This window comes from Pseudooceanicola profundus (assembly GCF_054919315.1).
The window spans coordinates 250,518-277,035 of the sequence record NZ_CM142898.1 but is presented as its reverse complement, the minus strand read 5'-3'; the positions used below and the strand labels follow the sequence as shown (position 1 = coordinate 277,035).

Sequence of the window (26,518 nt, the reverse complement as noted above, 5' to 3'; positions counted from 1 at the left end):
CCCAGATGCGTCTGAACGAAATCGACTATGGCAAGGCCCGCCCGATCGACGGCTACGGCCCCGGTTTCTTCCGCGTGGGCGGGGAGGTCGTCCACGGCCCCTGCCTCGTCACCGCCGACAGCGTGGAGACCTGGACCGGCTTCGACGACCGGCAGGCGCTGCTGGACCTCGCCGGGCAGGTGGACGTGATCTTCCTCGGCATGGGGGCGGATATCGCCCATGCGCCCGCCGACCTCGTGACCGAGCTGCGCGCCGCGGGCCTCGGCGTCGAGACCATGAGCAGCCCCTCCGCCTGCCGCACCTTCAACGTCCTCCTCTCCGAGGCGCGTCGGGTGGCTGCGGCATTGCTGCCGGTCTGAGCGGCGCTTAACCGCTTTTGCGACCGCGCGCTTTCGTCTAATCAACCTGCATGTCCCTGACGATCAAAGACCTTGCCATCGCCCGTGGCGGCATCCCCGTTCTGAGGGGGCTGAGCTTCTCCCTCGCGGCGGGGGAGGCGCTGATCCTGCGCGGGCCCAACGGCATCGGCAAGACGACCCTGCTGCGCACCATCGCGGGGCTGCAACCGCCGCTGGCGGGCGCGATCTCGGCGGACCGCGAGCTGATCGCCTATGCCGCCCATGCCGACGGGATCAAGGCCACCCTGAGCGTCGAGGAGAACCTCCGCTTCTGGGCCGCGATCTATGGCACCGGCGACATCACTCCGGCGCTGGAAGGTTTCGACCTGACCAAGCTGACGGACCGGCCCGCGGGCGGGCTCTCCGCCGGGCAGAAGCGGCGCCTCGGGCTGGCGCGGCTGATGGTGACGGGGCGGTCGATCTGGGTGCTGGACGAACCGACCGTCTCGCTCGACGTGGCGTCGGTCGCGCTCTTCGCGCAGGCGGTGCAGCGGCACCTTGCGGGCGGGGGCATGGCGTTGATCGCCACGCATATCGACCTCGGGCTCGACGCGCAGGTGCTGGACGTGACCCCCTTCAAGGCCCGCGCCCCCCTGCGCGGCGAGGATGATTTCGACGAGGCCTTCCTGTGATCGCCCTGTTGATCCGCGATCTGAAGCTGGCGCTGCGCGCGGGCGGGGGCTTCGGCCTCGGGCTGGCCTTCTTCCTGATCGTCACGGTGCTGGTGCCCTTCGCCGTGGGGCCGGAAACCGGGCTGCTGGCGCGGATCGCGCCGGGCATCCTGTGGCTGGGGGCGCTGCTGGCCTGCCTGCTCTCGCTCGACCGGATCTTCGCGCTCGACTGGGAGGACGGCACGCTCGACCTCATGGCGACCGCGCCGCTGCCGATGGAGGCGATCGTCACGCTCAAGGCGCTCGCCCACTGGCTGACCACCGGCCTGCCGCTGGTGCTGGCCGCGCCGCTCTTCGGCCTGCTGATGTCGCTGCCGGGGGAGGGCTACCTCTGGCTGGTCCTGTCGCTGGCCATCGGCACGCCCGCGCTGTCGGTGCTGGGCACCTTCGGCGCGGCGCTGACCGTGGGGCTGAAACGCGGCGGGCTTCTGCTGTCGCTGCTGGTGCTGCCGCTCTACGTGCCGACGCTGATCTTCGGCGCGGAGGTGGCCCGGCGCGGCGCGCAGGGGCTGGCGGTCGAGGCACCGCTGCTGCTGCTCGCGGGGATCACCTGCGGCAGTATCGCCCTGTTGCCTTTCGCCTCCGCTGCGGTATTGCGGGTAAACCTGCGCTAATGTGATTGGCTCCCTGAGGGGGGCAAAGCTAAGGGAAGACCATGGCCTCGATCTGGGAATACGCCAACCCGCGGAAGTTCATCCGCACGACCGACGTAGTGCTGCCGTGGGTGACCGCGGCGGCCGTGCTCTGTCTGGTGGTCGGGCTGGTCTGGGGCTTCTTCTTCACGCCCGAGGATTACCGGCAGGGCTCCACCGTCAAGATCATCTACCTCCACGTGCCCTCGGCGCTGATGGCGATCAACGGCTGGCTGATGATGCTGGCGGCCTCGCTGATCTGGATCGTGCGGCGCCACCACGTCAGCGCCCTTGCGGCCCGCGCCGCAGCGCCCGTGGGGGCCACGATGACGGTCATCGCGCTGATCACCGGGGCGATCTGGGGCCAGCCGATGTGGGGCACCTGGTGGGCCTGGGACCCGCGGCTGACCTCCTTCCTGATCCTTTTCCTGTTCTACCTCGGCTACATGGCCCTCTGGGCCGCGATCGAGAATGACGACACCGCCGCCGACCTGACCTCGGTGCTCTGTCTCGTGGGGTCGGTCTTTGCGCTGCTCTCGCGCTACGCGGTGAACTTCTGGAACCAGGGCCTGCATCAGGGCGCGACGCTCTCCATGGACAAGAAGGAGAACATCGCGGACATCTTCTGGTATCCGCTGCTGGTCTGCATGGCGGGGTTCATCCTGCTCTTCCTCGCCTTGGTCCTGCTGCGGACCCGGACCGAGATCCGCGCCCGCCGGATGCGGGCCCTTCTGGCACGGGAGCGTCTGGGATGATGCCTGAACTTGGAAAATACGCGGGCGCCGTGCTCTCGGCCTATGGCGCGTCGCTGGGGCTGATCGTGGTGCTGGTTGCGGCCTCCCTGTGGCGTGCGCGCCGGGTGAAGGCCCAGCTTGCCGCCGTCGAAGCCCGCCGCACCGAAGGGGCCCCGCAATGAAGGTCAAACCGCTGATGCTGCTGCCCCCGGTGATCTTTGCCGGGCTGGCCGCCATGTTCTACATCGGGATGCAGCGCGACGATCCGGACCAGCTGCCGACCGCGCTTGCGGGCCGCACGGCCCCGCCGGTGGTGCTGGACAGCCTCGGCGCCCTGCCGGGCTTCGGGGATGAGGACCTGCGCGCGGGCGAGGTGACGCTGGTGAACTACTGGGCCAGCTGGTGCGCGCCCTGCCGGGTGGAACACCCCAACCTCACCGCGCTCGCGCAGGAGGGGGTGACGATCCTCGGCGTGAACTACAAGGACCAGCCCGACAAGGCGCTCGGCTTCCTCGAGGACCTCGGCAATCCCTATGCCGCAGTCGGGGCCGACCCGCAGGGCCGCATGGCGATCAACTGGGGCCTCTACGGCGTGCCCGAGACCTATGTCATCGACGGCGAGGGCACCATTGTCACCCGTTTCGCGGGGCCGATCACCCAGCGGGTGATCGAGGACACGATCCGTCCCGCCATCGAGAAGGCCCGCGGCAACTGAACCAGACCGGGCCGCGCGCCGGCCCGATCCCTGATCCCGCCGATAGGCCCCATTTGAAGGTCCCGTCTCAGACCCTGTATCGGGCACCAGTTCACGCCCCTCTTCAGGCGTGACCGGGGTGATAGCGCGGATGCATCGGATCGGCCTCCGCCTCGGCGTGGTGGGAATGATCCGTCATCCGCGGGTCCATCATGCCTTCCTTCACCCCCGCCTTGATCAGCGCGAGGTTCACCGGGTAAGCGGCCAGCAGCCCCAGCGTCAGCGAGACGATCAGCGAGGACCAGAAGATCACCTCGCCCATGCCCGCATTGCCCGCCAGCATCAGGTCCACGGAGATCGCGACGATCTCCATCACGAGGATCGAGGGCGTCTCGGCCCGGAAGGTATCCTTCACCGCCTGCCATGGCGCCACGCCGTCCTGAAGCAGCGGCCCGAAGCTGAGCGCGAAGCCGATGGTATAGGCGAGGGCGAAGGTCACGATCGCCGTCACGATGTTTCCGGCGGCAAGCAGGCCCACGGCGATCAGCACGCCGATGATCTCCCCCAGCCCACAGCCGGAATAGCAATGCGCCACGGACCGGAAGGCCCGGCGCCACGGCCGGTCATCGGGGATCTCCTTGCGCCCCGTGCGCCAGTAGATCAGCAGGCCGAGCGGCCCGGAGTAGAGCACCGTCAGCCCCCAGACGACCTTCATCAGGGACATGAGATGGGCGTTCTTCGTCGCAAGGTCCCGGATCACGATGACCAGAGATGGCAGCATCAGCACCAGCCAGGCGGCCAGAAACCAGGGGCTGGAGACGACGCTCAGGACAGGGCCGAGAGCCGGGGCGAGAAATTCATTCATGGCTGTACCTCCTGCAGGGCCAACGGCGGGGCGCCCGGCAGGTTCCCGCCCAAATGCGCATACCGGCGGCGAAGGCTTCTCCCTCGCCGCCTTGCCCGTTTGAGAGGCAGATAAAGTCCCCGCGCGCGCCCCGCGATCCCGGACCCGGCCCACCCGGGTCTACGGCGGCGCCTGCCGTCCCCGGCGGAAGCCCCGTACCACCGCCACACCCGCTTCATCTTTCCCAAAATACTCCAGGGGGGAGGGGCCGCATGGCCCCGGGGGGACAGCGTCCCCCAGCCCCGCCCGCCGCAGGCGCGCCCGTCGAGGGGCCCGCAGGGCGCCTCTGCGGTCCCCCGCGGTCCCCTGCGGGCCTCGGTCCCCCGCCCGCCGCCATGGCAACGCTCCGCCCCGGTCCTCGGACCCGGCCCCGGGAACCGGACAAACGAAAAGGGCCCCCGAAGGGACCCTTTCCAATCTCTGTCACAGGTCCTGACGGATCAGGAGGCCGCGAGGTTGCGCAGCACGTAGTGCAGCACGCCGCCGTGTTCGATGTATTCGATCTCGATCGCCGTATCGATCCGGCACTTGATCGTGATCTCCTTCACCGAGCCGTCGCCCATGGTGATGGTGCAGGGCACTTCCTGCAGCGGCTTGATCGTGTCGAGGCCGGCGATGGCGACGGTCTCGTCCCCTTTCAGGCCCAGCGACTTGCGGGTGTCACCGCCGGTGAACTCGAAGGGAATGACGCCCATGCCGACGAGGTTGGAACGGTGGATCCGCTCGAAGCTCTCGGCGATCACGGCCTTCACGCCCAGCAGGGCGGTGCCCTTCGCGGCCCAGTCACGGGACGAGCCCGCGCCGTACTGCTCGCCGGCGAAGATCACCAGCGGGGTGCCGGCTTCCTGGTATTCCATCGAGGCGTCGTAGATCGAGCTCTGTTCGCCGTTCGGGGCCAGCGTGTAGCCGCCCTCGACGCCGTCCAGCATCTCGTTCTTGATGCGGATGTTGGCGAAGGTGCCGCGCATCATGACTTCGTGGTTGCCGCGACGCGAGCCGTAGGAGTTGAACTCGCGCACCGGAACTTGGCGCTCCAGCAGGTACTTGCCGGCCGGGGTGGTGTCCTTGAAGGACCCGGCGGGCGAGATGTGGTCGGTGGTGATCATGTCGCCGAGGATGGCCAGAACCTTGGCGCCCTCGATGTTCGAGATCGTGCCCGCATCCTTGCCCATGCCTTGGAAGTAGGGCGGGTTCTGGATGTAGGTCGAGGAGGCCGGCCAGTCGTAGGTTTCACCACCCGAGACTTCCACGCCCTGCCACTTCTCGTCGCCTTTGAAGACGTCGGCATACTTGGACAGGAAGGCCTCGCGGGTGACGACCTTCTCGACCAGTTCGGCGATCTCGGCGTCGGTCGGCCAGATGTCCTTCAGGAAGACGTCCTTGCCGTCCGCCGTCTGGGCGATCGGGTCGTTCGCGATGTCGATGTTCATGTCACCGGCCAGCGCATAGGCCACGACCAGCGGCGGCGAGGCGAGGTAGTTGGCGCGGACATCGGGGCTGATACGGCCTTCGAAGTTCCGGTTGCCCGACAGGACCGAGGTCGCGATCAGGTCGTTCTCGTTGATCGCCTTGGAGATCTCGGGCTGCAGCGGACCGGAGTTGCCGATGCAGGTGGTGCAGCCGTAGCCGACGAGGTTGAAGCCCACGGCGTCGAGGTCTTCCTGCAGGCCTGCGGCCTCGAGGTACTCGGTCACGACCTGCGAGCCCGGTGCCAGCGAGGTTTTCACCCAGGGCTTGCGGTTCAGGCCGAGTGCACGGGCCTTGCGGGCCACGAGGCCTGCGCCGATCAGCACGTAGGGGTTCGACGTGTTGGTGCAGGAGGTGATCGAGGCGATCACGACCGAGCCGTCGTTCAACTGGTACTCTTCACCGGCGACAGGCGCCGACTTGATCAGCGGCTTGGTCAGGGTGGGGGCGGGGCCCTCATCTGCCATTTCCTGCGCTTCGTCGGAGACGTCGGTGCCACGGAACTCGGCCACGACCTTCTTGAAGGCGCCGGCTGCGGTGTCGAGGGCAAGGTAGTCCTGCGGACGCTTCGGACCCGAGATCGCGGGCACGATGGTGTTCATGTCCAGATGCAGGGTCGAGGAGTAGATCGGGCTGTAGTCCGCGTCACGCCAGAAGCCGTTCTCCTTGGCGTAGGCTTCCACGAGGGCGATCCGGTCCTTGTCGCGGCCGGTCTGCTCGAGGTAGCGCAGGGTTTCCGCGTCGATCGGGAAGAAGCCACAGGTTGCGCCGTATTCGGGCGCCATGTTGGCGATCGTGGCGCGCTGTGCCAGCGGCAGGTTGTCGAGGCCTTCGCCGTAGAATTCGACGAACTTGCCGACCACGCCGTGCTTGCGGAGCATTTCCACAACCTTCAGCACGAGGTCGGTGCCGGTGGTGCCTTCGACCATCGCGCCGGTCAGCTTGAAGCCGACGACTTCGGGGATCAGCATCGAGATCGGCTGACCCAGCATCGCGGCCTCTGCCTCGATACCGCCCACGCCCCAGCCGAGAACGGCCGCGCCGTTCACCATGGTGGTGTGGCTGTCGGTGCCGACGAGGGTGTCGGGGTAGGCGACTTCCTCACCGTTCTGGTCCGTGTCGGTCCAGACGGTCTGGGCGAGGTACTCGAGGTTCACCTGGTGGCAGATGCCGGTCCCCGGGGGCACGACGCGGAAGTTCTCGAAGGCGGTCTGGCCCCACTTCAGGAACTGGTAGCGCTCCATGTTGCGCTCGTACTCGCGGTCGACGTTCATCTGGAACGCGCGCGGGTTGCCGAATTCGTCGATCATCACCGAGTGGTCGATCACGAGGTCGACGGGCACCAGCGGGTTGATCTTCTTGGCGTCGCCGCCGAGGCCCAGGATGCCGTCGCGCATGGCGGCGAGGTCGACCACGGCGGGCACGCCGGTGAAGTCCTGCATCAGCACGCGGGCGGGACGGTAGGCGATCTCCTGCGGGTTCTGACCGCCGTTCTTGCCCCAGTCCGAGAAGGCCTTGATGTCGTCCACCGAGACGGTCTTGCCGTCTTCGAAGCGGAGCATGTTTTCCAGCACTACCTTGAGGGCCGCGGGAAGTTTCGAGAACTCGCCCAGACCGGCCGCTTCGGCCGCGGGGATCGAGTAATAGGAAAAGGACTTGCCGCCGACAGACAGCGTCTTGCGCGTCTTGGCGGTATCGTTTCCGACGACGATGGGCATGGATGGCCTCCCTCTCAGGAATGAAACAAGGGGTGTTGCTAGGGCTGCTTCTGCCCCAAGACCGGGGTACGATCAAGGGGTTTGGCCAAAAATGTATACCATTGCACACAGTATCTGGCCGCTTTGGGCGGGCTTTGCGGGGCGGAGCCCGGCCAGACAGGGTTTCGCGCCTCGGCGGGGAGGCGCCGAGGCGCACGGCAGGGGAGACGATGTCGCACGACGCCCGCGCCGACAGGCGCTCTGCCGGTTTCCCGGGCAGTTTGAGAAAACCGGGGGAGGGGGGCGCACCTCTCGAATCGCGGGGCGCCCCGCGCAACCGTGCCGGGAAAGTGGCGCCTGCGGGCCACAGCAGGGTCACCGGCTCTTCTCGAAACCTTGATTGGCGCTCCCAAGGGCCTCTAGGTATGCACGGGTGGGTAGAACTGGGGAGTTCCTGTCGCATGCTACTGTGGCGCCGTGAGGCCGCGATCGGCCTGATCATGTCCGGACTGCTGGCCTGTGCCGCGGGCGCAGCTCATGCGCAATCGGGCCCGGATGGGCAGGGCGGCGCAGGCAGCCAGTCGCTGGGCGGCACCGCTTCGGCCACGGCGTCCGACCGCAGTGCGGCCGGGACGCAGCAGGGGGCGCCCGCGGGCTCCGACGGGGCGATGTCGCAACTCGGTGACGGGGCGGGCTCCGGCCTGTCCCAGCCCGGTGACAAGCCGGTGGTGGTGGAGCTCTTCACCTCGCAGGGCTGCTCCTACTGCCCGCCTGCCGACAGTTTCCTGACCATGCTGTCCGAGCGTGATGACGTGATCGCCCTCGCGCTGCACGTGGACTACTGGGATTACATCGGCTGGGAAGACACCTTCGGCAGCCACGCCTTCACCCGCCGCCAGAAGTCCTACGCCCGCGAGGCCGGGCGCCGCGCGGTCTATACGCCGCAGATGATCATCGGCGGTGTGGACGAGGTGATGGGCAATCACCCGATGGATGTCGCGGACCTGATCCGCGCCCACCGCAATACGCCCTACATGGCCAGCCTGCGGATCGCCCGGCAGGACGGCACCACCCTGCGGCTGCAGGCCCGGCCCGTGGACGGCAAGCCGCTCGGCCCCGTGGAGGTCGTGCTGGTACGCTACGTGCCCCAGCAGTCGGTGAAGGTGAAACGCGGCGAGAACGCGGGCAAGACGCTGACCTATTCCAACATCGTCACCGAGTGGAAGGTGGTTGGCGAATGGGACGGCGCCTCGACGCTGGACGAGACCCTGCCGCTGGAAGGCGAAGCGCCCGTGGTCGTGCTGATGCAGAAAGCCGGCCCGGGCCAGATCGTCGCCGCCGCGCGGCTGCGCTGAGGCGGGCCGCGCGGCTCCGCTTGGACCGGGCGCGGACGGCGGGCTGAGCAGATCGCGGCGCTTCTGCGGAGAGCCCCCGGACCGTCAGCGCGTCAGGCGAAAGGCGAGGCCGCCGCGCCTCCTGCTCAGGCCTTTTCGGTCGCGTTGTCGGTCTTCGCGCCCTTCTCGGGCTTCACTTTCCAGCGCCGGTGAATCCAGAGCCACTGCCCGGGATACTTGCGCACCATCGCCTCCATCCGGTCGTTGAACTCTTGGCTCATGGTGACGGCATCGGAATGGGGGATCGGCGTTTCCACGATCATCTGGAAACTCAGCCCGTCGGGCTGGCGCACCGCGTGGAAGGGGATCATCAGCGCATCGTATTTCAGCGCCATCTCCGCCGCCGACAGGGTGGTGCGGGCCTTGTGGCCGAAGAAGGTCAGATCGGTGCCGTTGCTGACGTACTGGTCGATCAGCAGGCCCACCATGTTCCCGCCACGCAGGAACTTCACCATCTCCGCAAGCCCCCGGCGCCCGCGCGGGAAGAGCGGTTGCGCCATGGCGTTCATCATCGCGGCGTAATGCCGGTTGAAGTAGATGTTGTTCTGCGGCCGGTAGAGCGCGCCGACCCTGTCGTAGCGCTGGATCAGCAGCCCGCGCATGGCGTCGTAATTGCCGAAATGTCCGCCGACCATGATGATCGGACGGCCGGCCTTCTGGGCCTCGAGCATCTGCTGCACGCCGTCGCCTTCCAGCGGCAGCTTGGCCAGGCGCGCCTTGAACTCATCGGTCGAATAGAGCTCCGCCAGCGTGCGCCCCGCATTGTCCGGCACCTCGCGCTGCAGCCGCTTGATCTCGGCTTCCGGCAGGTCAGGCCAGACGAGGGCAAGGTTCTCGCGGATGCGCCGGTCGTAGCCGGCCAGGGGCGCGACGATGCGGCTCACGCACCAGCCGACCAGCGGCACGCGGGTCTCGTAGGGCAGGAGCTTCGTCAGGCCGATCAGCCCCTCGAGCGGAAGGTTGACCATGAACTGGCCGGCTTTCTGCAGCGGTGTCAGTCGTTTGGCAGCCATGGTGCGATCCGTTTCTCGTGCGACAGGGCGCCTGTGGCCGGCGGGGGGCCGGCGCAGGCTGCGCCTGACATAGACCTGCACCCCTGCGAGAACAAGCATCGCGGCCGCGACGTCGCACCCTGTCGCCGACCTGCGGGGCCGCGGCATTGAACGCTGCCGCTCACCTGCGCGGCCGCAATCCGCCACCGACCTGCACGGCCGCATCCTGCCGCCGGCCTGCACGGCCGCGAAATAGAACGCCGCCGCCCACCTGCGCCGCGGTAACCCGCAGCGAGGCTGCGCGGCGGCGGCATCGAACGCCGCAGCCGACTTGCGCGGTCGCAATGCCGAACGCCGCCGCCGACTTGCGCCGCCGCGACATCGCAGCCAGCCGCCGACCTGAGCAGTCGTTCGGCCCGGCTGGCGCCTGCGGCGTCGCTCGGAAGAGCCGCTGATCTGCATCTGCATGCTGTGCTGCGGGCTGGCCGCGCCGTGGGCCACGCAGCGAAAGGGCCCCGGGAGGGCCATGCGGTAAAGGGGCATGGAGGCCGCTGCCTGTCATCTCACGTACCCGCCGATGCCGGTTCACGGAGGCCCGATCCGCTTCGTCGTACCTTGATCCACCGCGGTGTGCCTCCGGACGACCCTCACGGCGCATATCGTTGCCTAGGCTTCCTCCTCCTCATCGGCCAGCAACAGGATCTCCCCCGCAGCTTCCAGCTCGCGGATCACCGCCACGACGGCCTTCATGGCCTCTTCCGCATCCCGGGGCTTCACCTTGCCGAGGTCCTTTGCCTCTTCCCGCAGCTGTTCGGCCATGCGCGCAGACATGTTGCCGAGGATGAACTCTGCCGCGGCTTCCGCCTCCGCATTGCCTGTCGCCGCGGCCAGAGCGGTGACGAGCGCCAGTTGATCGACACCGCGTACCACCTTGGGCACGTCGCGGGCGGCGATCCGCTTGGGGATGTTCAGGAAGGTGAAGATCGCCTTGCGCACCTGTTCGGCGAAGTCGGCGTCTTCCTCCTCGAGCCCGCCCAGGACCTCGTCCCGGGTGGCCGCCGTGGACTGGTTGAGAATGGCCCCGATGCGCTCCACCGGGCCCTTCTCGAAGACGCGGCCCGGCTGCTGGTCGATCTGCGTGGCAAGCGACAGGCCGATCCGGTCGACGGCCTCGGGCGTGATGCCCGTGGTCTGCGAGACCGCGTAGGTGATCCGACGCGCCCGCGCGCCCGGCAACATGCCCAGCAGGGCTGCCGCCTTCGACGTGTCGAGTTTCGAAAGCATGACCGCCGCCACCTCGGTGCTCTCGTCCTGCAGGATCGGGAGCAGGGCCTTGGCCTCCAGCGCGCGCAGCCGCTCCCAGGGATCGCCGGTCTGGCGCACACCCGCCTCCTTGCGCAGGCGCGCGGCGGTATGGGCGCTGATGCGGCCATCGAGGGCCGACAGCGCATCCGCGACCCCGCGCGGAAAGGTCAGGCCCAGCCCCTCCAACTCCCCGGCGAATTCCTCGATCACGCCGGTCAGCGTCTCGCGGTCCACGTGCCGCATGGTGCCCATGAGCCGGGTCAGGTCGGCCTGCATGTCCTCCGGCAGGTCCGTGAGGGGCAGGTCCGCCCCTTCGGTGAGCAGCAGCCGCACGATGACAGCCGCCTTCTGACGGCGTGTCAGGCCAGCGGGGGTAGAGTGCCCGCCGAAACCGCCCATCGGTGCCAGAGTGCCCATGCCTGCCTCATACTCGCTCTCGTCCGTCCGGGGGAGCATAGGGCAAAGGGCATGAACAAAAGCTGAATTCAGCCGGTCACCTGCCGGATGCAGGCCCCCTGGGAGCCATCCCAGACATAGCCCTCGGCGCAGCTCTGCGCCTGGCGTTCATGTTCGTAGGGGCAGGTCGCGAAGGCGGCGCCGCCACTGACAAGTGTCAGGAAGGCGGCAAGGATCACTCGGGTCGTCATGGCGCATCTCCTCTGGTTGATGCTCCAACCCTAGCATGACCCAGCGTCAATTTCAGCCCCTTCGCGTCCTGCCTGCCCCGGTCCGCGCGCGCCCCGCCTTCATCTTTCCCGAAATACCTCCGGGGTGAATTGTGCGCGCAGCGCACAAGAGGGGCAGCGCCCCTCCCGCAGCCATCGAAACGTCCCGGGCAGCCGCCGGGGGCGATGCCCATGAAAAAGGGGCGGCTGCCTGCGCAACCGCCCCCGATCGTCAGATATCAGAGGGTTCAGCTTTCGCCGAAGACCCGCTGGAAGATCGTGTCCACGTGCTTGGTATGGTAGCCCATGTCGAACTTCTCGTTGATCTGCTCGACGCCGAGCGCCTTCACGACCTCCTCGTCTGCCAGCAGCAGTTCGCGGAAATCGAGGCGCTCTTCCCAGACTTTCAGGGCGTTGCGCTGCACCATGGAATAGGCGTCCTCGCGCGACACGCCGGCCTGCGTCAGGGCCAGCAGCACACGCTGCGACATCACGAGGCCGGGGAACTTGTTCATGTTGTCGAGCATGTTCTCGGGGAAGATCAGCATCTTCTCGACCACGCCCGCCAGACGGTTCAGGGCGAAGTCCAGCGTGATCGTCGCATCCGGGCCGATGCCGCGCTCGACGGAGGAGTGCGAGATGTCGCGCTCATGCCACAGCGCCACGTTCTCCATCGCCGGGATCACGGCCATGCGCACGAGGCGGGCCAGGCCGGTCAAGTTCTCGGTCAGAACGGGGTTCTTCTTGTGCGGCATCGCCGAGGAGCCCTTCTGGCCCATCGAGAAGAACTCGGCACCTTCCAGAACCTCGGTGCGCTGCATGTGGCGGATCTCGATCGCCACGTTCTCGATCGAGGAGGCGATCACGCCGAGGGTGGCAAAGAACATCGCATGGCGGTCGCGGGGGATCACCTGCGTGCTGATCGGCTCGGGCTCGAGGCCCAGCTGGGCGCAGACATGCTCTTCCACGCGCGGGTCGATGTTGGCGAAGGTGCCGACAGCGCCCGAGATCGCGCCGGTGGCGATTTCCGCGCGGGCGGCCTGCAGACGGGCCTTGTTGCGGTCCATCTCGGCGTAGAAGCGGGCAAAGGTCAGGCCCATGGTGGTGGGCTCTGCGTGGATGCCGTGGGAGCGGCCGACGCGCACGGTCATCTTGTGCTCGAAGGCGCGGGTCTTCAGCGCGGCCAGCACCTTGTCCATGTCGGCCAGCAGGATGTCCGCGGCGCGGACCAGCTGCACGTTCAGGCAGGTGTCCAGCACGTCCGAGGAGGTCATGCCTTGGTGGACGAAGCGCGCCTCTTCCGAGCCGACGTGCTCGGCCAGGTGGGTCAGGAAGGCGATGACGTCGTGCTTGGTGATGGCCTCGATCTCGTCGATGCGGGCCACGTCGAACTCGACGTCCTTGGCCTTCCAGACGGCGTCTGCGTTCTCCTTGGGGATCACTCCCAGCTCGGCCATGGCATCGCAGGCATGGGCCTCGATCTCGTACCAGATGCGGAACTTGGTGGCGGGTTCCCAAATGGCGACCATGTCGGGACGGGAATAGCGGGGGATCATCGGCGGACGCTCCTTTACACGGGTTCGCGCGGTCTTTAACGCCGGGTGCAGTTTTGAGCAAGGGAAGGCAGGAATGCGCGGGCTGGCGGACTTCGAGGGGCACTGGCGTCTGGAGCGGCGGATCGAGAACGCGGTGGGCCCGGATGGGCGGTTCGCGGGGCAGGCGAGCTTCCGCCCGGAGGGCCCCGGGCTGATCGTCGACGAGAGCGGCACGATGCAGCTGGGGCAGCAGCCCCCCCTGAAGGCCGAGCGGCGCTATCTCTGGGGCACGGGCGGGCGCGGGATTGCCGTGCGTTTTGCCGACGGGCGCGCATTCCATGACTTCGACCCGGCCGGAGGCTGGGCCGAGGCCACGCATTATTGCGATCCCGACCGCTACGAAGTGGTCTACGATTTCACCGGCTGGCCCTATTGGCGCGCGGAATGGCGCGTGACCGGCCCCCGTAAAGGCTACTGGATGGAAAGCCTCTACAGCCCGATGTGAGGGGGAGGCCGGGGCTTCGGAGTAAGGCCTGTCGCCGTTATGCGCCGGGACGGCAGAGCGCAGCGCCAGAGTTCTGAGAGCGGGCCGCCGGATCGGCGCGGCCACCGGGTCAGTCCCGTCTGCCGCAGGGCGCGTCGACCCGTCAGAAGAGGGCGCCTCAGCAAAGGGCCCCACGATACAAGTTTCAACGGGACAGGCGCGTCAGGACAGGGACCGCCGGTACAGGGCCCGCCAGCACCAGGCGCATGTCGCGGGCCGAGCCCCCACGGCCTCTCCGCGCACTGCCGAATTCCGCGCCACGGTCTCCGCGCCGCCACGTCGCGGCGGGGATGCGGCGTTTTTCCCGTAGGCGGCGGGGCCGGGCGCAGCCTAATCAGGGGCATGCAAGAGATTCTCCAGACCCGACTTCCCTACGAGATCGACCCGGCCCACCGGCTGCCCGGCACCCGTCCGCTGGACGAGGCGCAGTGGCTGCTGCGGGACGAGGCCTTCGCCGGGCAGATGGCGCTGCGGGAAGCGTTGCTGTCCACCCGGCGCGAGGACGTGGTGAGGCTCTCCGACCGGGCGCGCCCGGCGGCGGCGGAGCTGCTGGAGACGGTGCTGGCATTCCTGGCGACAGATTCCGGTTACAGCCGCGCGGGTGGGGTGATCACCCGCCCCGACGGGGGGAAGGTGGCCCTCGACCGGGACGACCCCATGGGGACGCTGGGCCGTCTGGTGCAGGAGGATTTCTGCCTGCTGGAGAAGGCCCCGGGGGAGGAGGAGCATGTCCTCACCGGTGCGGTGCTCTGTTTCCCGGCCAGCTGGACGCTGGCGGAGAAATTCCTGCACCCGATGATCCGCATCCACCGTCCCGTGGCGGCCTATGACGAGAATATCGCCAAGCGGGTGCAACGCCTCTTCGACGGGGTGCAGGTGGGTAGGCCGCTCTGGCGCTACAACTACCTGCATCATGGCAACCCCGCGCTTTACCAGCCGCAGAGCGAGACCCGGAAGGACTACGCCAGCTACTCGAAGGCGCCGCAGACCTATATCCGGTCGGAACGCCAGACCATGCGTCGCCTGCCGGAAACCCGGGCCGTGGTCTTCGGGATCCACACCTATATCCTGCGCCGCGAGGCCGAGGTCCTCTGAGAGGTCCTCTGACAGGGCCACGGCCACGAACGGACGCAGGCTGATCCGGGGCACGGGCCCCGCGTCGGTCACGTCAGCTTGCGCGCGCACGGCCTTGCCCCGAAAGGCAAAATCTCGAAACGCAAAATCCAGACACGCGAAATCCTGAAGCGCCCCCTGAAATGCAAAACCCCGGTCCGTCGTCAGGGACGGGCCGGGGTTTTCGGTGCTGCGGGCCTCTGGCCCGGAAGGGACATTCAGGTCAGAAGGGCAGCATCGAGAGCGTGTCTGCAACCGCGGTGGAGGACATCCCGAGCCCGGCGAAGAGACCGGTCAGGCCGAGGGCCTGGGCGTTCAGGCGGAAGTCTTCCTTGCGCAGGATGTTGTAGGTGAAGAGCGCGGCGGCGATCGGCGGCGAGAAGACCGCCACGGCGCCGTTCAGCGCCCATGCGGCGAGACGTGCATCCAGCGGACCGCGGGCGGCCTCGATCCCGTCCTCGGGCTCCAGGTCCTCGCGGAATACGGCGGCCAGCGTTTCCAGCGACGGGTCCTGGGCGTCCAGCTGACGCTGGTGCAGGCCCCAGTTGCTGGTGTTCAGCAGGCGCGACATGTCCGGATCGGTCTTCTCGCGCATCGCCGACAGGCGGGTGTCCAGCGCCTTCTCGGTCGAGTTGATCGCGGGGAAGACGTCCCGGGCGCGGTTGTGCGCGGTCGGACGCACCCGACGGGGCACGGCACGGCCATCATCCATTGCAATGGCGGCCCCCATGGCCGGTGCCTGTGCCACCGCCGCAGCGCCGGCGTGCAGCGAGGCCTGTGCAGCCTGCAGCGACGCAGCTTGACGCTGGTAGCAGATCGGGGTGAAGGCGGACTGGAAACGCTTGGCGCTGAGGACCACGTCGCGGTCCAGCCACTGCACGTATTGTGCGCCGGTTTCGGCAACGATCATGTGCAGGACCTCGGCGAGGACGGCCTTGGGCGTCTCGGGGTGCATCATGTCGTCGGAGGTATGAGCGGAGATCGTCACCTGGATCCAGCAGGAGGGGTGCGCGACCGCGTCGCGGGTATCCTTGTCGAGGGTGCGAACCTCGGCGGCGGGCATCAGCTTCTGGGCTTCTGCGTCGTTTTGCGGTGCGTCGTAGACCCGGAGCTCGACATTGAGGCTGCGGCCCTGCAGGCGCAGGCCAGTCTCGTCGAACTCGACGGGCGCGACGGCGTCCTGACCGAAGGCTTCCAATGTCGTCTGCACGGGCTCGGCCAGGTCACTGACCATCACAGAGGTTTCATCGGTGAAGATGAGGCCCGCTTGGTGCTTGATCATGTTGTAGGGCATTTTCCCGAACCTTTATTTTTGATGACCCATATTTGTCGGGAGAAAACGGAATATTTTGGCCAGAATTTTAGGGATTTTGACCGAAATGGGGCGAGAGGAAGGCCTTTCGCCAGATTTGCGCCTCTCCCCGCCAATAATTTCGGTTTGACGTGGGGTCGCTTCGATCAAATAAGGCAGAGCCGCCTTAATTGCCTTTTATTTGCCTGAGGTTGTGATGCTATACCGCGTCAGGTCGCCACAAAATAGGCGGCCCGTTTGCAGCGTTTAAGCGTCATGCACCGCCGGTTTTCCACATTATTAACGTGGCGTCAGGAAACAATCGCCCGCCACGACTTCAGATACGCCTCCTCAGGGAAACATATTTCTCGATTCGAAGGGGGGTGAATACAGGGTGAAACAGCATTGTGTCAGTGTTTCATCCGCAAATGTGCCTCGGGTGGCCACGGGCTTACCACTGCATGGCGAATCTGTGTCCGTTGCAGTCGCGTGGCCCTGTCCTGGATGCGCCGGGACGGAGGCTACGGGGCAGGGCAGGCGCGTGGCACCGTCCGGAAACGAAAAGGGGCGCCCGATGGGCGCCCCGATCCGTTGATCGCCGTGAAGCGGATCAGCAGGAGTAGTAGAGAGCGTATTCCACGGGGTGCGGCGTGTGCTCGTACATTTCCAGCTCTTCCATCTTGAGGGCGATGTAGCCTTCGATCTGGTCCTTGGTGAACACGTCGCCGGCCAGCAGGAAGTCCATGTCCTTCTGCAGTTCGTCGAGTGCCTCACGCAGCGAGCCGCAGACGGTCGGGATGTCGGCCAGCTCTTCGGGCGGCAGGTCGTACAGGTTCTTGTCCATGGCTTCGCCGGGGTGGATCTTGTTCTTGATCCCGTCGAGGCCGGCCATGAGCAGGGCTGCGAAGCAGAGGTAGGGGTTTGCGGAAGGATCGGGGAAGCGGGCTTCCACACGTTTCGCCTTGGGCGACTCGGTCCACGGAATACGGACGCAGCCAGACCGGTTGCGTGCCGAGTAGGCGCGCAGAACGGGGGCTTCGAAGCCGGGGATCAGGCGCTTGTAGGAGTTGGTGCCGGGGTTCGTGAAGGCGTTCAGCGCTTTCGCGTGCTTCAGGATACCGCCGATGTAGTACAGCGCTTCGTCCGAGAGGTCGGCGTACTTGTCACCTGCGAAGAGCGGCTTGCCGTCTTTCCAGATCGACATGTTCACGTGCATGCCGGTGCCGTTGTCGCCCTTGATCGGCTTCGGCATGAAGGTTGCCGACTTGCCGTAGGCCTGGGCCACGTTGTGGATGACGTACTTGTACTTCTGAAGTTCGTCGGCCTGCTTGGTCAGGCTGTCGAAGATCAGGCCCAGCTCGTGCTGGCAGGACGCCACTTCGTGGTGGTGCTTGTCGACCTTCATGCCCATGCGCTTCATGGTCGAGAGCATTTCGGCACGGATGTCCTGGCCGTCGTCCACGGGGTTGACCGGGAAGTAGCCGCCCTTGATGCCGGGACGGTGGCCGGTGTTGCCCATCTCGTAGGAGGTGTCGGTGTTCCACGAGGCGTCGAGCGCGTCGACTTCGAAGGCGACCTTGTTCATCGACACGGCGTATTTGACGTTGTCGAAGAGGAAGAATTCAGCTTCCGGGCCCATGAAGGCCGCGTCACCGATGCCCGAGGACTTCAGGTAGGCTTCGGCTTTCTGAGCGGTCGACCGCGGGTCGCGCTCGTAGGCTTCGTTGGTGTCGGGCTCGACGATCGAGCAATGGATGCAGATGGTCTTTTCCGCATAGAAGGGGTCCACGTACACGCTTTCGGTGTCGGGCATCAGCTTCATGTCGGAAGCTTCGATCGACTTCCAGCCAGCGATCGACGACCCGTCGAACATGAAGCCTTCGTCGAGGAAGTCCTCGTCGACCAGGTCCGCCACAACCGTCACGTGCTGCAGCTTGCCGCGCGGGTCGGTAAAGCGGATGTCGACGTATTCGACGTCCTCATCCTTGATAAGCTTGAGAACTGCGTCCTTGCTCATTCCCTTGATCCCTTCGTTTTAGAGAAGAATTTCTTACAGTGCGTCCGAGCCGGATTCACCGGTGCGGATACGGATGGCCTGTTCGACGGTGCTGACGAAGATTTTGCCATCGCCGATTTTCTCGGTCTTGGCGGCATCCACGATCGCTTCGATGGCGCCATCGACCTGGTCGTCGTCCAGCACGACCTCGATCTTGACCTTGGGGAGGAAGTCCACGACATATTCGGCGCCGCGGTAGAGTTCGGTGTGCCCCTTCTGGCGGCCAAAGCCCTTGACCTCGATCACGGACAGACCCTGCACACCGACGTCCTGCAGAGCCTCTTTGACTTCATCCAGCTTGAACGGCTTGATGATCGCTTCGATCTTTTTCATGGCTGGAGCTCCTCACATGTCCACCGGAGGTCGTCAGACCACTTTCGTCCCACGGTCACAATTGACTAATGTGGAGGCGGCGACAAGAGAGTGTGACGCGAAAATTTGCAGCCCGATTTATGGGCGTCGATGTCTAAAAAATGAGCGGGTTATGAACGGTTTGTCCGGGGGACTCCTGACGGCAGAACAGATGCGCCGGGTGGAGCAGGCAGAGATCAATGCCGGGCGGGTGACGGGCGCGCGGCTGATGGAGCGGGCGGGCCGTGCGACGGTCGATGCGGTGCTGGCCCACTGGCCGGAATTGGCCCGGGGCGCATGGTCTGCGCGGGTGCTCTGCGGGCCGGGCAACAACGGCGGCGACGGCTTCGTCATCGCCCGACGTCTGGCCGAACGCGGCTGGCGGGTTGAGCTTGTCCTGCTGGGCGACGGGGCCCGGCTGCCATCGGATGCGGTGCGGATGGCGGCGCTCTGGCAGCCCCTCGGCGCGACTCGGGCGGCGACTCGGCTCGCGGAAGAAGAGGGGCAGGGCGAGCCGCCCGATCTCGTGGTCGACGCGCTCTTCGGCACCGGGCTGACCCGGCCCGTGGACGGTGCAGCGGCGGCGCTTATGCCCGCAGGTGCGCCCCGGGTGGTCGCGGTGGATATCCCGTCGGGCCTCTGCGCCGACAGTGGGCGCGTGCTGGGCCGCGCGGTCCGGGCCGATCTGACGGTGAGCTTTCACGCCGCGAAGCAGGGCCACTACCTCGGCGAGGGGCCGGCCTGTTGCGGGACCCTCGTGGTGGCGGATATCGGTCTGCCGGAGCAGGAGGTGCCGGGCGCGCTGATCCCCGCGCGGCCGGATGCGGCGCGGCTGCCCAAGCGCAGCGGTGCCAAGTTCGATCACGGTCACGCGCTGATGCTCGCCGGTGGTGTCGGGCGCGGCGGCGCGGCCCGGATGGCGGCCCGTGCTGCACTGCGGGTGGGGGCCGGGCTGGTCACGCTCTGTCCGCCGCCGGCCGCTCTGATCGAGAATGCCGCCCGGCTCGATGCGGTGATGCTGCGTGCGCTGAAGGATGGCACGGCGCTGCGCGAGATGCTGGAGGACCGGCGGATCACGGCGCTCGGGCTTGGCCCCGGCCTCGGCCTCGGGGCGCGGGAGGCGGGGCTGCTGGCCGCCGCGCTTGACTGGGGCGGGCCGCTGGTGCTGGACGCCGATGCGCTGACCTTGCTGGCGGGCGATCCGGCGCTGATGGGGCGGCTGCACCGTGGCTGCCTCCTGACGCCGCACCTGGGGGAATTTCGGCGGTTGTTTCCCGATCTCGCCGGTTCGCTGACCGGGGCCGCGGCCTCGGGGCCCGCCTTCTCTGCCCGGGACGCGGCGGAGCAGGCGGCGGCGCGGTGCGGTGCGGTCGTTCTGCTGAAGGGCGCGGCGACCGTGATCGCAACGCCGGAGGGTGGGGCCTGGGTCAGCGATGCCTGCTACGACCGGGCCGCCCCCGATCTTGCCACGGCGGGGTCCGGTGACGTGCTGGCCGGCCTGTCACTGGGCCTTCTTGCACGAGGGTTCGCGCCGGAGGCCGCTGCGACCACCGCCGCCTGGCTCCATGTGGAATGCGCCCGCGCGCTTGGCCCGGGGCTGATTGCGGAGGACCTGCCGGAGGCGCTGCCCGGCGTTTTGAAAGGGCTGGCATCGGGGGCCTGATCGGGTCTGCGCCTCATCCCCGATCTGGCCTGGAAACATCCAGACCGTTGACCCGCGAATGCGTCGGAGATGTGCGAGGCGCATCTATCGGGCCTCGGCAGGCGCCATGTTTCAGGAAGCGCCGTGTGTCAGGTGAACCGGCCAGCTTCGGACCGAAAGGTTTCCTCCGATCCGGGGCCGGCAGCCGATTGGATGTGGAGGTCCGATCAGACGTGGATGTCGGTTTGGCGTTTTATCCAGATCAGGCGCGGGGCTCAGACGAGACGCGCGCCTTCGGTAGTTGACAGGCGCCACCGTTCATACCTGTGCCTCCGAGCAGGCCCACGCTTCAGGTCACGGGCGGGCTCAGATCAGCGAAGGGCCTCTGCCATGGCTTCCGAGACGGCCACGATCTCCATGCCGCCAGCATAGATCGTCTGTTCGCGCTCGAAGCGGAGTTCATAGAGGCGCATCTCGGTCTCGCCGGCGTCCACGACATAATGTCCGTCCACCAGCCGGGCCGCGGGAATCGCTGCCTGCCGCGTGCCATAGAGCGTCTCGGCCCGCCAGTCGCGCACCAGCAGTTTCTGGCCCGCGGGCATCAGCGTGTCTTCCTCGGGGCGGGTGTGGCCCAGCGATCCGGCCGTGATCTTTACCGCACGGGCCGTCACCTTGCGAACCCGCATCGAGGTGATGACCGCCATGCCGTAGTCCCGGCTGATGATCCGATCCCCGGGCGAGAGAAACTCGACCGGCAGTTCGCCATCCATTGTCAGGACCGTGGTTCCCGCGATCAGGCCGGCGGGCTCGCCAACCTCCTGCGACTCGTCGACGCCAGGGACGGCCTGCTGGCCATCCGCGCGCTGCACCGTTTTCGGTTTCATGCGCTCTTCCCGTGTTTTCACTGCCTCATTATTGCCGTCAGAATACGGCAGAAATGGGCGCAATTCCAGAAATTCCGGGGGCAGAGCCCCCTTTCGGGTGGGGAGGCCAGCCAGTCCCCCGCGTTCTCGCCGGTTTTGCGCCACACGGGCGCCACATCCGGCTGCGCCTCAGGGATACAGAGCGCAGGTTAACAAGGGATTGATGCTGGAACGGAAACGCGCGTCGGGCCGGGCGATGCGATTTCCTCTCGCCTCCGCCGTGGCGCTTTGATAGACAGCGCGAGCGCCGGAGCAGGCGCATGCGGGTGTGGCGGAATTGGTAGACGCACCAGATTTAGGTTCTGGCGCCTTTGGCGTGGGGGTTCGAGTCCCTTCACCCGCACCAAGCTTTCAGGAAAATTCTTTGATTTCAGGTGTTCAGGGCCGTTGGTGGCCCGGTCCCGGGGTGTCCGGGCGCGCCTTGAAGCACCGTGACGGCCGCGGGCGCCCCTGTGGGGCAGGGCGGCCGCGATGGACCGTCCCTTGTCTCCCAAGCCCGACTGATCGTGCAGGGCAGGCCGGGCGTTCAGACCCCGGCCCACCCCACATGGACCTCACTGGCTGCGCAGCATGCCCCCATCGACGCGCAGGGCCGTGCCGGTGATGTAGCCTGCCTGGGCCGAGCAAAGGAAAGTCACCGCGGCGGCGAATTCCTCGGGGGTGCCATAGCGCCCGGCGGGAATCGTTGCCTGCGAGGCCGCGCGGATTTCGGCGACGTCCTTGCCGCTGGCCTTGGCGCGCACGCCGTCCAGCTCGGCCACACGGTCGGTGGCGATGCGGCCCGGCAGGACGAGGTTCACGGTGATCCCCATCGGCGCGACCTCAGAGGCCAGCGTCTTGGACCAGCCCGCCACCGCGCCGCGCACTCCGTTGGACAGCGCCAGCCCCGGGATCGGCGCCTGCATGCCGGAGGAGCCGATGGTGACGATCCGGCCCCAGCCCGCGGCCTCCATCCCGGGCAGGGCGGCGTCGGTCAGGCGGAAGAGCGCCACGGCCATCTGCTCGAAGGCCGCGCGCCACGCGGCGGCGGACTGGCCGCGCGCGGGGCCGGCCTTGGGCCCGCCGGAGTTCAGCACGAGGATATCGACCGGCTCTGCCGCCAGCCGGGCCTCCATCGCGGCCACCGACCCCTCGTCGGAGAGGTCGAGCGCGACGCCGGTGACGCCCGCGCCCGACGCGGTGCCCGAGCGCGAGGCGGCGAGCACCTCGGCGCCCTCCGCCGCGAGCATGGTCGCCGAGGCGCCGCCAAGGCCGCGGCTGGCCCCGAGCACGAGGGCGCGTTTGCCCGTCAGTCCGTAATCCATCTGTGATCTCCTCATATCAACTGCTGTGCCGGCCCTCTGGGGGCGGACGGTCGTAGGGGGCGCGGCGGTGCGTCGTCGTGGTCTCGCGCCGGTTCGGCCCCGCACGGTCATGCCCGGTGCGGGGCCGGCGGACAAGCTGAAGCGTCACGGCAGGGGGCCGGCCAAGGGGGACGCCGAAGCCCGCCGTCGGGCCCGGGCGCAAGCCGCCGGGGCGCATGAAAAGGCCGCCGTCCCCGGGGAGCGGCGGCCTCCTGTCATTGCAGGCCCTTGGTGTGGGGCGTCTTTGCGGCGATCATGACCCTTCCGGGGTCCCCATGTGCGCCGCCGTCGCTCACTTGGCGAAGAGGCCTTCGAAGTCGGCAAAGCCCTTGATCTCGATCGGGTTGCCCGAGGGATCGAAGAAGAACATCGTGCGCTGCTCACCGGGCTCGCCCTCGAAGCGGACGACGGGGGGGATGTCGAAGGCGATGCCTTTTTCCTGCAGGCGGTCGGCGAGGGCCAGCCAGTCATCGAGGCGCAGCACGGCGCCCATGTGGGGCATCATCACCATGTGGTCGCCGACCTTGCCGGTGCGGGTGGTGGGGAAGGGCTCGCCAAGGTGGAAGGAGAGCTGGTGCCCGAAGAAGTCGAAGTCGACCCATGTGTCGGTCGAGCGGCCTTCCTCGCAGCCGAGCACGTCGCCGTAGAAGGCGCGAGTCTCGTCGAGATCTTTCACATGGATGGCGAGGTGGAAGAGCGATTGCATGGTCTGTCCTTTCGTTGGCCCCCCGCGGAGGGCCCGGGTTGACGGGGCGTCTGCCTCTTCCTTGCGCACAGTTGCTGAGCGGTAAAGAGAGCAGCCGTCGCGGGCAGGGGTGGGAGAGGGCACCGGAATCAGGGCTCCAGCACCTCCCAAGGCTCTGTTTTCCACCTTTGTTATCAGGGTTCTAGCGAAATCCGTCGCGTTCGACCGGGATGTCATGTTGTCATCATATATAATGAGGGGTTATACTGATAGTTGTATAATAATCCTGATCTATACTGGAAAACGGGCGCTTCAGATGTCTTCTGGGGGCAGGACACGCCCCAGAAGGTGTGCCGTCAGACGCAACCAACAGGATTATGACCCATGATGAAGCATCTTCTCCTCGCCTCCGCCGCCACCGTGGCGCTTGCCGGGGCCGCCTCCGCCGAGCTGGCCGAAATCAAGCCCGAGGGCTACAAGGTCGCGCTCGACGGCACCTTCGCCCCCCACGCCATGCCGACCATGTCGGGCGGCGTCGAAGGCTTCAACGTCGATCTCGCTGCCGCGATCGCCGAAAAGCTGGGCGTGCCGGTCGATGTCACCGCCGCTCAATTCTCGGGCCTGATCCCCGCTCTGCAGGCTGGCACCTACGACTTCCTCGTCGCGCCGACCACCGTGACCGAGGAGCGCGCTGCCAACCTGCTCTTCACCGAAGGCTTCATGGACACCAACTTCCGCTTCGTCGTGCCCAAGGGCTCGGAAGCGGCGGGCTTCACCTCCCTCGAGGACTTCAAGGGCAAGACGCTGGCCGTGAACAAGGGCTCGGTCTACGAGCGCTTCCTGACCGACAAGGCTGACGAGTTCAGCTTCACCGTCGTGTCCTTCGGCACGAACACCGACGCGATCCAGGCCGTGACCTCGGGCCGTGCCGACGCCAACATGGCCGGCGCCACCGTTTCCGCATGGGCCGTCCAGAAGAACCCGCAGATCGAGCTGTCCTTCGAATACCCCACGGGCCTCGTCTGGGGTCTGCCCTTCCGCAAGGATGACGCCGCCACCCGTGACCTCGTCGACAGCGTGCTGGAATGCCTCAAGACCGACGGCACCCTTACCGCACTGTCCGAGAAATGGTTCGGCGTGACCCCGGCCGAAGGCGCGACGATCATCACGCCCACCGCCGGCTACGGCACCCCGGGCTTCGACGGCTACGACGCCACCGAACACGAGATCACCTGCGAGTTCTGATCTCTCTTCGCTGCGAGGTCTGATCTCCCCTCTCTTCTCGCAGCAGGCGGGGGCCCCTGTTCTCCCTCTTCCGGGCCCCCGCCGCCCATATCCCTCCTCAAGAAAAGGCAACAGCGATGACCCAACCGCGCACCATGCTCGAAATCACGGGGCTCGAGAAAAGCTTCGGAGAGGTCGAGGTGCTGAAAAGCATCGACCTCAAGGTGCAGGAAGGCGAACTGGTCTTCGTGATCGGGCCCTCGGGCTCGGGCAAGTCCACGATGCTGCGCTGCTGCAACCGGCTGGAGGAACCCACCTCCGGCGCGATCTTCATCGAGGGCGAGCGGATCACCGACATTCCGCGCCGTGACCTCGACCGCATGCGCCTCAAGGTCGGCATGGTGTTCCAGGGCTTCCACCTCTATCCGCACATGTCCGTGCTGAAGAACGTGATGCTGGCCCAGATCAAGGCGCTGAAACGCGCCAAGCCCGAGGCCGAGGCCCGCGCGCTGGAAATGCTCGACCAGGTCGGGCTGAAGCACAAGGCCGACGCCATGCCCGCCGAGCTTTCGGGCGGTCAGCAGCAGCGGGTGGCGATTGCCCGCGCGCTCGCGCTCGACCCTGGCGTGATGCTCTTCGACGAACCCACCTCGGCGCTGGACCCGGAACTGGTCGGCTCGGTGCTCAAGGTGATGAAGGACCTGCGCGACAAGGGCATGACCATGCTCGTCGTCAGCCACGAGATGCAGTTCGCCCGCGAAGCCGCCGACCGCGTGATCTTCATGGATGGCGGCTACGTGGTGGAGCAGGGGGCCCCGGAGGAGATCTTCGGCAATCCCAAGTCCGACCGCCTGAAAACCTTCCTCAGCCGCGTCTCGCACGAGGACGCCGGGGCGGAGGCCGTCTGATGCGGTTCATCGAGACCTTCTTCAACACCAAGGTCATGGCGGACTACATGCCGGACCTGATCCACGCCATGGGCGTGACGCTGGGCCTTGCGGTGGCGACGATCGTCACCGGCATCCTGTGCGGCGCGGCACTGGCCTGCCTGCGGGTGGCCGGGCTGAAACTGGTGAACTTCTTCATCATCGTCTTCGCCGACATCATGCGCGCCCTGCCGCCGCTGGTGCTGATCCTGATCCTCTTCTTCGGGATGCCCTCGCTGGGGCTGAACATCTCGGGCTGGATGGTGGTCTACATCGTCCTGTCGCTGGTGCTGACCGCGTTTTCCGAGGAGATCTTCTGGGGCGGGCTGACCGCCATTCCCGCGGGCCAGTGGGAAGCGGGCCGGGCGACGGGCCTTTCGAAGGCGCAGACGCTCTTCTACATTGCCTTCCCGCAGGCCGCGCGCCGGGGCATCCCGCCGCTGGTGAACCGCGTGCTGGCGACCACCAAGCTGACCGCGCTCGGCTCTGTCATCGGGGTGAAGGAAATCCTTTCGGTCTCCTCCTCGGCGCAGAGCTTCTCGGGCTCGGCCACGCCGCTGACCATGGCGGCCATCGCCTATCTCATCATCTTCATTCCCGCCGTGATCGCATCGCACAAGATCGAACGGCGCTACCACTTCGCGACCTGAGGGGGGCATCATGGACACCTTCATCCAGACCTTCTTCAACTTCGACATCATGGCGCAGGCCTTCCCGCTGCTGCTCAAGGGCGCGGTGATGACCCTGAAGCTCTGCGCCGTGGTCATCGTCTGCGGTCTCGTGGGCGGGCTGATGCTGGCGCTCGCGGCGCTCTCGCCCAACAAGGCGCTGCGCTGGAGCGCGATCGCCTATATCGACCTCTTCCGCGCGCTGCCGCCGCTGGTCCTGCTGGTCTTCGTCTATTCGGGCCTGCCTTTCGCGGGCGTCCGGCTGACGCCCTTCATGGCGGTGGTCATCGCCTTCTTCCTGAACAACTCCTCCTACTTCGCCGAGGTGTTCCGGGCGGGCATCAACGCGGTGCCCAAGGGTCAGACCGAGGCCGCGCGGGCCACCGGCCTGTCGCAGGCGCAGACCCTGACCTACGTGGTGCTGCCGCAGGCCGTGCGCAACGTGCTGCCGGACCTGCTGTCGAACACCGTCGAGGTGGTGAAACTCACCTCGCTCGCCTCGGTCGTGTCGCTGTCGGAGCTGCTCTACTCCGCCAACCTGGCACGCTCCGTCACCTACAATGCCTCGCCGCTGGTTCTCGCAGCCGGCATGTATCTCCTCGTGCTTTGGCCGCTGGTGCGCGTGATTGCCCGCTACCAGCGTGGCCTGGCCGTGAACTGATCC

The 26,518-nt window shown here is 67.0% G+C and carries 26 protein-coding genes and 1 tRNA gene; 15 read left to right on the top strand and 12 right to left on the bottom strand.

Annotated features, from left to right (window positions below; all coding sequences use genetic code 11):
- The first annotated feature begins 5 nt into the window (after positions 1–5).
- Genes ACX9MO_RS01295 through ACX9MO_RS01270 form a run of 6 tightly spaced genes read left to right on the top strand, consistent with a single transcriptional unit; the run spans position 6 to position 3,150 of the window.
- On the top strand, positions 6–359 hold the full coding sequence (locus ACX9MO_RS01295; RefSeq protein ID WP_462213260.1) for an Mth938-like domain-containing protein: 354 nt from the start codon (positions 6–8) through the stop codon (positions 357–359).
- Between the two features lie 50 nt (positions 360–409).
- The gene (gene ccmA / locus ACX9MO_RS01290; RefSeq protein WP_462213259.1) at positions 410–1,030 is read left to right on the top strand and encodes a heme ABC exporter ATP-binding protein CcmA; all 621 of its coding nucleotides are present in this window, start codon (positions 410–412) and stop codon (positions 1,028–1,030) included.
- Positions 1,027–1,683, top strand: a complete 657-nt coding sequence (ccmB, locus tag ACX9MO_RS01285) for a heme exporter protein CcmB (protein ID WP_222494791.1) — start codon at positions 1,027–1,029, stop codon at positions 1,681–1,683. The genes ccmA and ccmB overlap by 4 nt, the downstream gene beginning before the upstream one ends.
- Before the next feature lie 41 nt (positions 1,684–1,724).
- Positions 1,725–2,456 carry a heme ABC transporter permease gene (locus ACX9MO_RS01280; RefSeq protein ID WP_222494789.1) on the top strand — a complete coding sequence of 244 codons (732 nt, stop codon included), beginning with the start codon at positions 1,725–1,727 and terminating at the stop codon, positions 2,454–2,456.
- Positions 2,453–2,617, top strand: a complete 165-nt coding sequence (ccmD, locus tag ACX9MO_RS01275; RefSeq protein ID WP_222494787.1) for a heme exporter protein CcmD — start codon at positions 2,453–2,455, stop codon at positions 2,615–2,617. The genes ACX9MO_RS01280 and ccmD overlap by 4 nt, the downstream gene beginning before the upstream one ends.
- Positions 2,614–3,150 (top strand): DsbE family thiol:disulfide interchange protein, encoded by a 537-nt coding sequence (locus ACX9MO_RS01270; RefSeq protein WP_462213258.1) that lies wholly within the window; start codon positions 2,614–2,616, stop codon positions 3,148–3,150. The genes ccmD and ACX9MO_RS01270 overlap by 4 nt, the downstream gene beginning before the upstream one ends.
- Positions 3,151–3,253: 103 nt before the next feature.
- Here ACX9MO_RS01270 and ACX9MO_RS01265 read toward each other — a convergent pair whose 3' ends face one another.
- Both ACX9MO_RS01265 and acnA read right to left on the bottom strand, forming a co-directional pair.
- Positions 3,254–3,994: a DUF4396 domain-containing protein gene (locus ACX9MO_RS01265; protein WP_462213257.1), complete on the bottom strand. Its 741-nt coding sequence runs from the start codon at positions 3,992–3,994 to the stop codon at positions 3,254–3,256.
- A gap of 479 nt (positions 3,995–4,473) precedes the next feature.
- Positions 4,474–7,218, bottom strand: a complete 2,745-nt coding sequence (gene acnA, locus ACX9MO_RS01260; protein ID WP_462213256.1) for an aconitate hydratase AcnA — start codon at positions 7,216–7,218, stop codon at positions 4,474–4,476.
- Between the two features lie 440 nt (positions 7,219–7,658).
- Between acnA and ACX9MO_RS01255 the strand changes: the two genes are divergently transcribed.
- The gene (locus tag ACX9MO_RS01255; protein WP_462213255.1) at positions 7,659–8,552 is read left to right on the top strand and encodes a DUF1223 domain-containing protein; all 894 of its coding nucleotides are present in this window, start codon (positions 7,659–7,661) and stop codon (positions 8,550–8,552) included.
- A 125-nt stretch (positions 8,553–8,677) separates the two neighbouring features.
- On the opposite strand, the gene ACX9MO_RS01250 is transcribed toward ACX9MO_RS01255, so the two are convergent.
- The 4 genes from ACX9MO_RS01250 to purB all read right to left on the bottom strand — a co-directional run bounded on the left by ACX9MO_RS01250 (position 8,678) and on the right by purB (position 13,109).
- Positions 8,678–9,604, bottom strand: a complete 927-nt coding sequence (locus ACX9MO_RS01250) for a lysophospholipid acyltransferase family protein (protein ID WP_462213254.1) — start codon at positions 9,602–9,604, stop codon at positions 8,678–8,680.
- 645 nt (positions 9,605–10,249) lie between these two features.
- The gene (locus ACX9MO_RS01245) at positions 10,250–11,305 is read right to left on the bottom strand and encodes a flagellar motor switch protein FliG (protein WP_462213253.1); all 1,056 of its coding nucleotides are present in this window, start codon (positions 11,303–11,305) and stop codon (positions 10,250–10,252) included.
- Between the two features lie 68 nt (positions 11,306–11,373).
- The gene (locus tag ACX9MO_RS01240; protein WP_222494779.1) at positions 11,374–11,535 is read right to left on the bottom strand and encodes a hypothetical protein; all 162 of its coding nucleotides are present in this window, start codon (positions 11,533–11,535) and stop codon (positions 11,374–11,376) included.
- A gap of 266 nt (positions 11,536–11,801) precedes the next feature.
- The gene (gene purB / locus ACX9MO_RS01235) at positions 11,802–13,109 is read right to left on the bottom strand and encodes an adenylosuccinate lyase (RefSeq protein WP_462213252.1); all 1,308 of its coding nucleotides are present in this window, start codon (positions 13,107–13,109) and stop codon (positions 11,802–11,804) included.
- Between the two features lie 73 nt (positions 13,110–13,182).
- Here purB and ACX9MO_RS01230 point away from each other — a divergent pair, with 73 nt between their 5' ends.
- Together ACX9MO_RS01230 and ACX9MO_RS01225 are read left to right on the top strand one after the other, a co-directional pair.
- Complete coding sequence (locus ACX9MO_RS01230) at positions 13,183–13,593, top strand: DUF6314 family protein (protein WP_462213251.1); 411 nt, start codon at positions 13,183–13,185, stop codon at positions 13,591–13,593.
- Positions 13,594–13,974: 381 nt separating this feature from the next.
- Complete coding sequence (locus ACX9MO_RS01225) at positions 13,975–14,727, top strand: heme-dependent oxidative N-demethylase family protein (RefSeq protein ID WP_462213250.1); 753 nt, start codon at positions 13,975–13,977, stop codon at positions 14,725–14,727.
- Between the two features lie 241 nt (positions 14,728–14,968).
- On the opposite strand, the gene ACX9MO_RS01220 is transcribed toward ACX9MO_RS01225, so the two are convergent.
- The 3 genes from ACX9MO_RS01220 to ACX9MO_RS01210 all read right to left on the bottom strand — a co-directional run bounded on the left by ACX9MO_RS01220 (position 14,969) and on the right by ACX9MO_RS01210 (position 18,425).
- On the bottom strand, positions 14,969–16,027 hold the full coding sequence (locus ACX9MO_RS01220; protein WP_462213249.1) for a hypothetical protein: 1,059 nt from the start codon (positions 16,025–16,027) through the stop codon (positions 14,969–14,971).
- Positions 16,028–16,646: 619 nt separating this feature from the next.
- Complete coding sequence (gene glnA, locus ACX9MO_RS01215; RefSeq protein WP_222494768.1) at positions 16,647–18,053, bottom strand: type I glutamate--ammonia ligase; 1,407 nt, start codon at positions 18,051–18,053, stop codon at positions 16,647–16,649.
- Between the two features lie 33 nt (positions 18,054–18,086).
- Positions 18,087–18,425, bottom strand: a complete 339-nt coding sequence (locus ACX9MO_RS01210) for a P-II family nitrogen regulator (RefSeq protein WP_222494766.1) — start codon at positions 18,423–18,425, stop codon at positions 18,087–18,089.
- A gap of 151 nt (positions 18,426–18,576) precedes the next feature.
- Here ACX9MO_RS01210 and ACX9MO_RS01205 point away from each other — a divergent pair, with 151 nt between their 5' ends.
- On the top strand, positions 18,577–20,106 hold the full coding sequence (locus tag ACX9MO_RS01205; protein WP_462213248.1) for an NAD(P)H-hydrate dehydratase: 1,530 nt from the start codon (positions 18,577–18,579) through the stop codon (positions 20,104–20,106).
- Positions 20,107–20,456: 350 nt separating this feature from the next.
- Here the strand turns inward: ACX9MO_RS01205 and ACX9MO_RS01200 are convergent, their stop codons facing one another.
- On the bottom strand, positions 20,457–20,969 hold the full coding sequence (locus ACX9MO_RS01200; RefSeq protein WP_462213247.1) for a Hint domain-containing protein: 513 nt from the start codon (positions 20,967–20,969) through the stop codon (positions 20,457–20,459).
- Between the two features lie 301 nt (positions 20,970–21,270).
- On the opposite strand from ACX9MO_RS01200, the gene ACX9MO_RS01195 reads away from it, so the two are divergent.
- Positions 21,271–21,354: transfer RNA gene (locus tag ACX9MO_RS01195), tRNA-Leu, on the top strand.
- A 208-nt stretch (positions 21,355–21,562) separates the two neighbouring features.
- On the opposite strand, the gene ACX9MO_RS01190 is transcribed toward ACX9MO_RS01195, so the two are convergent.
- Positions 21,563–22,312: an SDR family oxidoreductase gene (locus ACX9MO_RS01190; RefSeq protein ID WP_222494761.1), complete on the bottom strand. Its 750-nt coding sequence runs from the start codon at positions 22,310–22,312 to the stop codon at positions 21,563–21,565.
- A 331-nt stretch (positions 22,313–22,643) separates the two neighbouring features.
- Complete coding sequence (locus ACX9MO_RS01185; RefSeq protein ID WP_222494759.1) at positions 22,644–23,057, bottom strand: VOC family protein; 414 nt, start codon at positions 23,055–23,057, stop codon at positions 22,644–22,646.
- Between the two features lie 363 nt (positions 23,058–23,420).
- Between ACX9MO_RS01185 and ACX9MO_RS01180 the strand changes: the two genes are divergently transcribed.
- From ACX9MO_RS01180 to ACX9MO_RS01165, 4 genes are all read left to right on the top strand, one after another.
- A complete protein-coding gene (locus tag ACX9MO_RS01180) occupies positions 23,421–24,281 on the top strand; it encodes a transporter substrate-binding domain-containing protein (protein WP_462213246.1) in 861 nt (286 codons plus the stop codon).
- Positions 24,282–24,415: 134 nt separating this feature from the next.
- Complete coding sequence (locus ACX9MO_RS01175) at positions 24,416–25,168, top strand: amino acid ABC transporter ATP-binding protein (protein WP_462214489.1); 753 nt, start codon at positions 24,416–24,418, stop codon at positions 25,166–25,168.
- Positions 25,168–25,836, top strand: coding sequence for an amino acid ABC transporter permease (locus ACX9MO_RS01170; RefSeq protein ID WP_222494757.1), 669 nt, complete (start codon positions 25,168–25,170; stop codon positions 25,834–25,836). Before ACX9MO_RS01175 ends, ACX9MO_RS01170 begins: the two co-directional genes overlap by 1 nt.
- A 10-nt stretch (positions 25,837–25,846) precedes the next feature.
- Positions 25,847–26,515: an amino acid ABC transporter permease gene (locus ACX9MO_RS01165; protein ID WP_462213245.1), complete on the top strand. Its 669-nt coding sequence runs from the start codon at positions 25,847–25,849 to the stop codon at positions 26,513–26,515.
- Positions 26,516–26,518 lie beyond the last annotated feature (3 nt).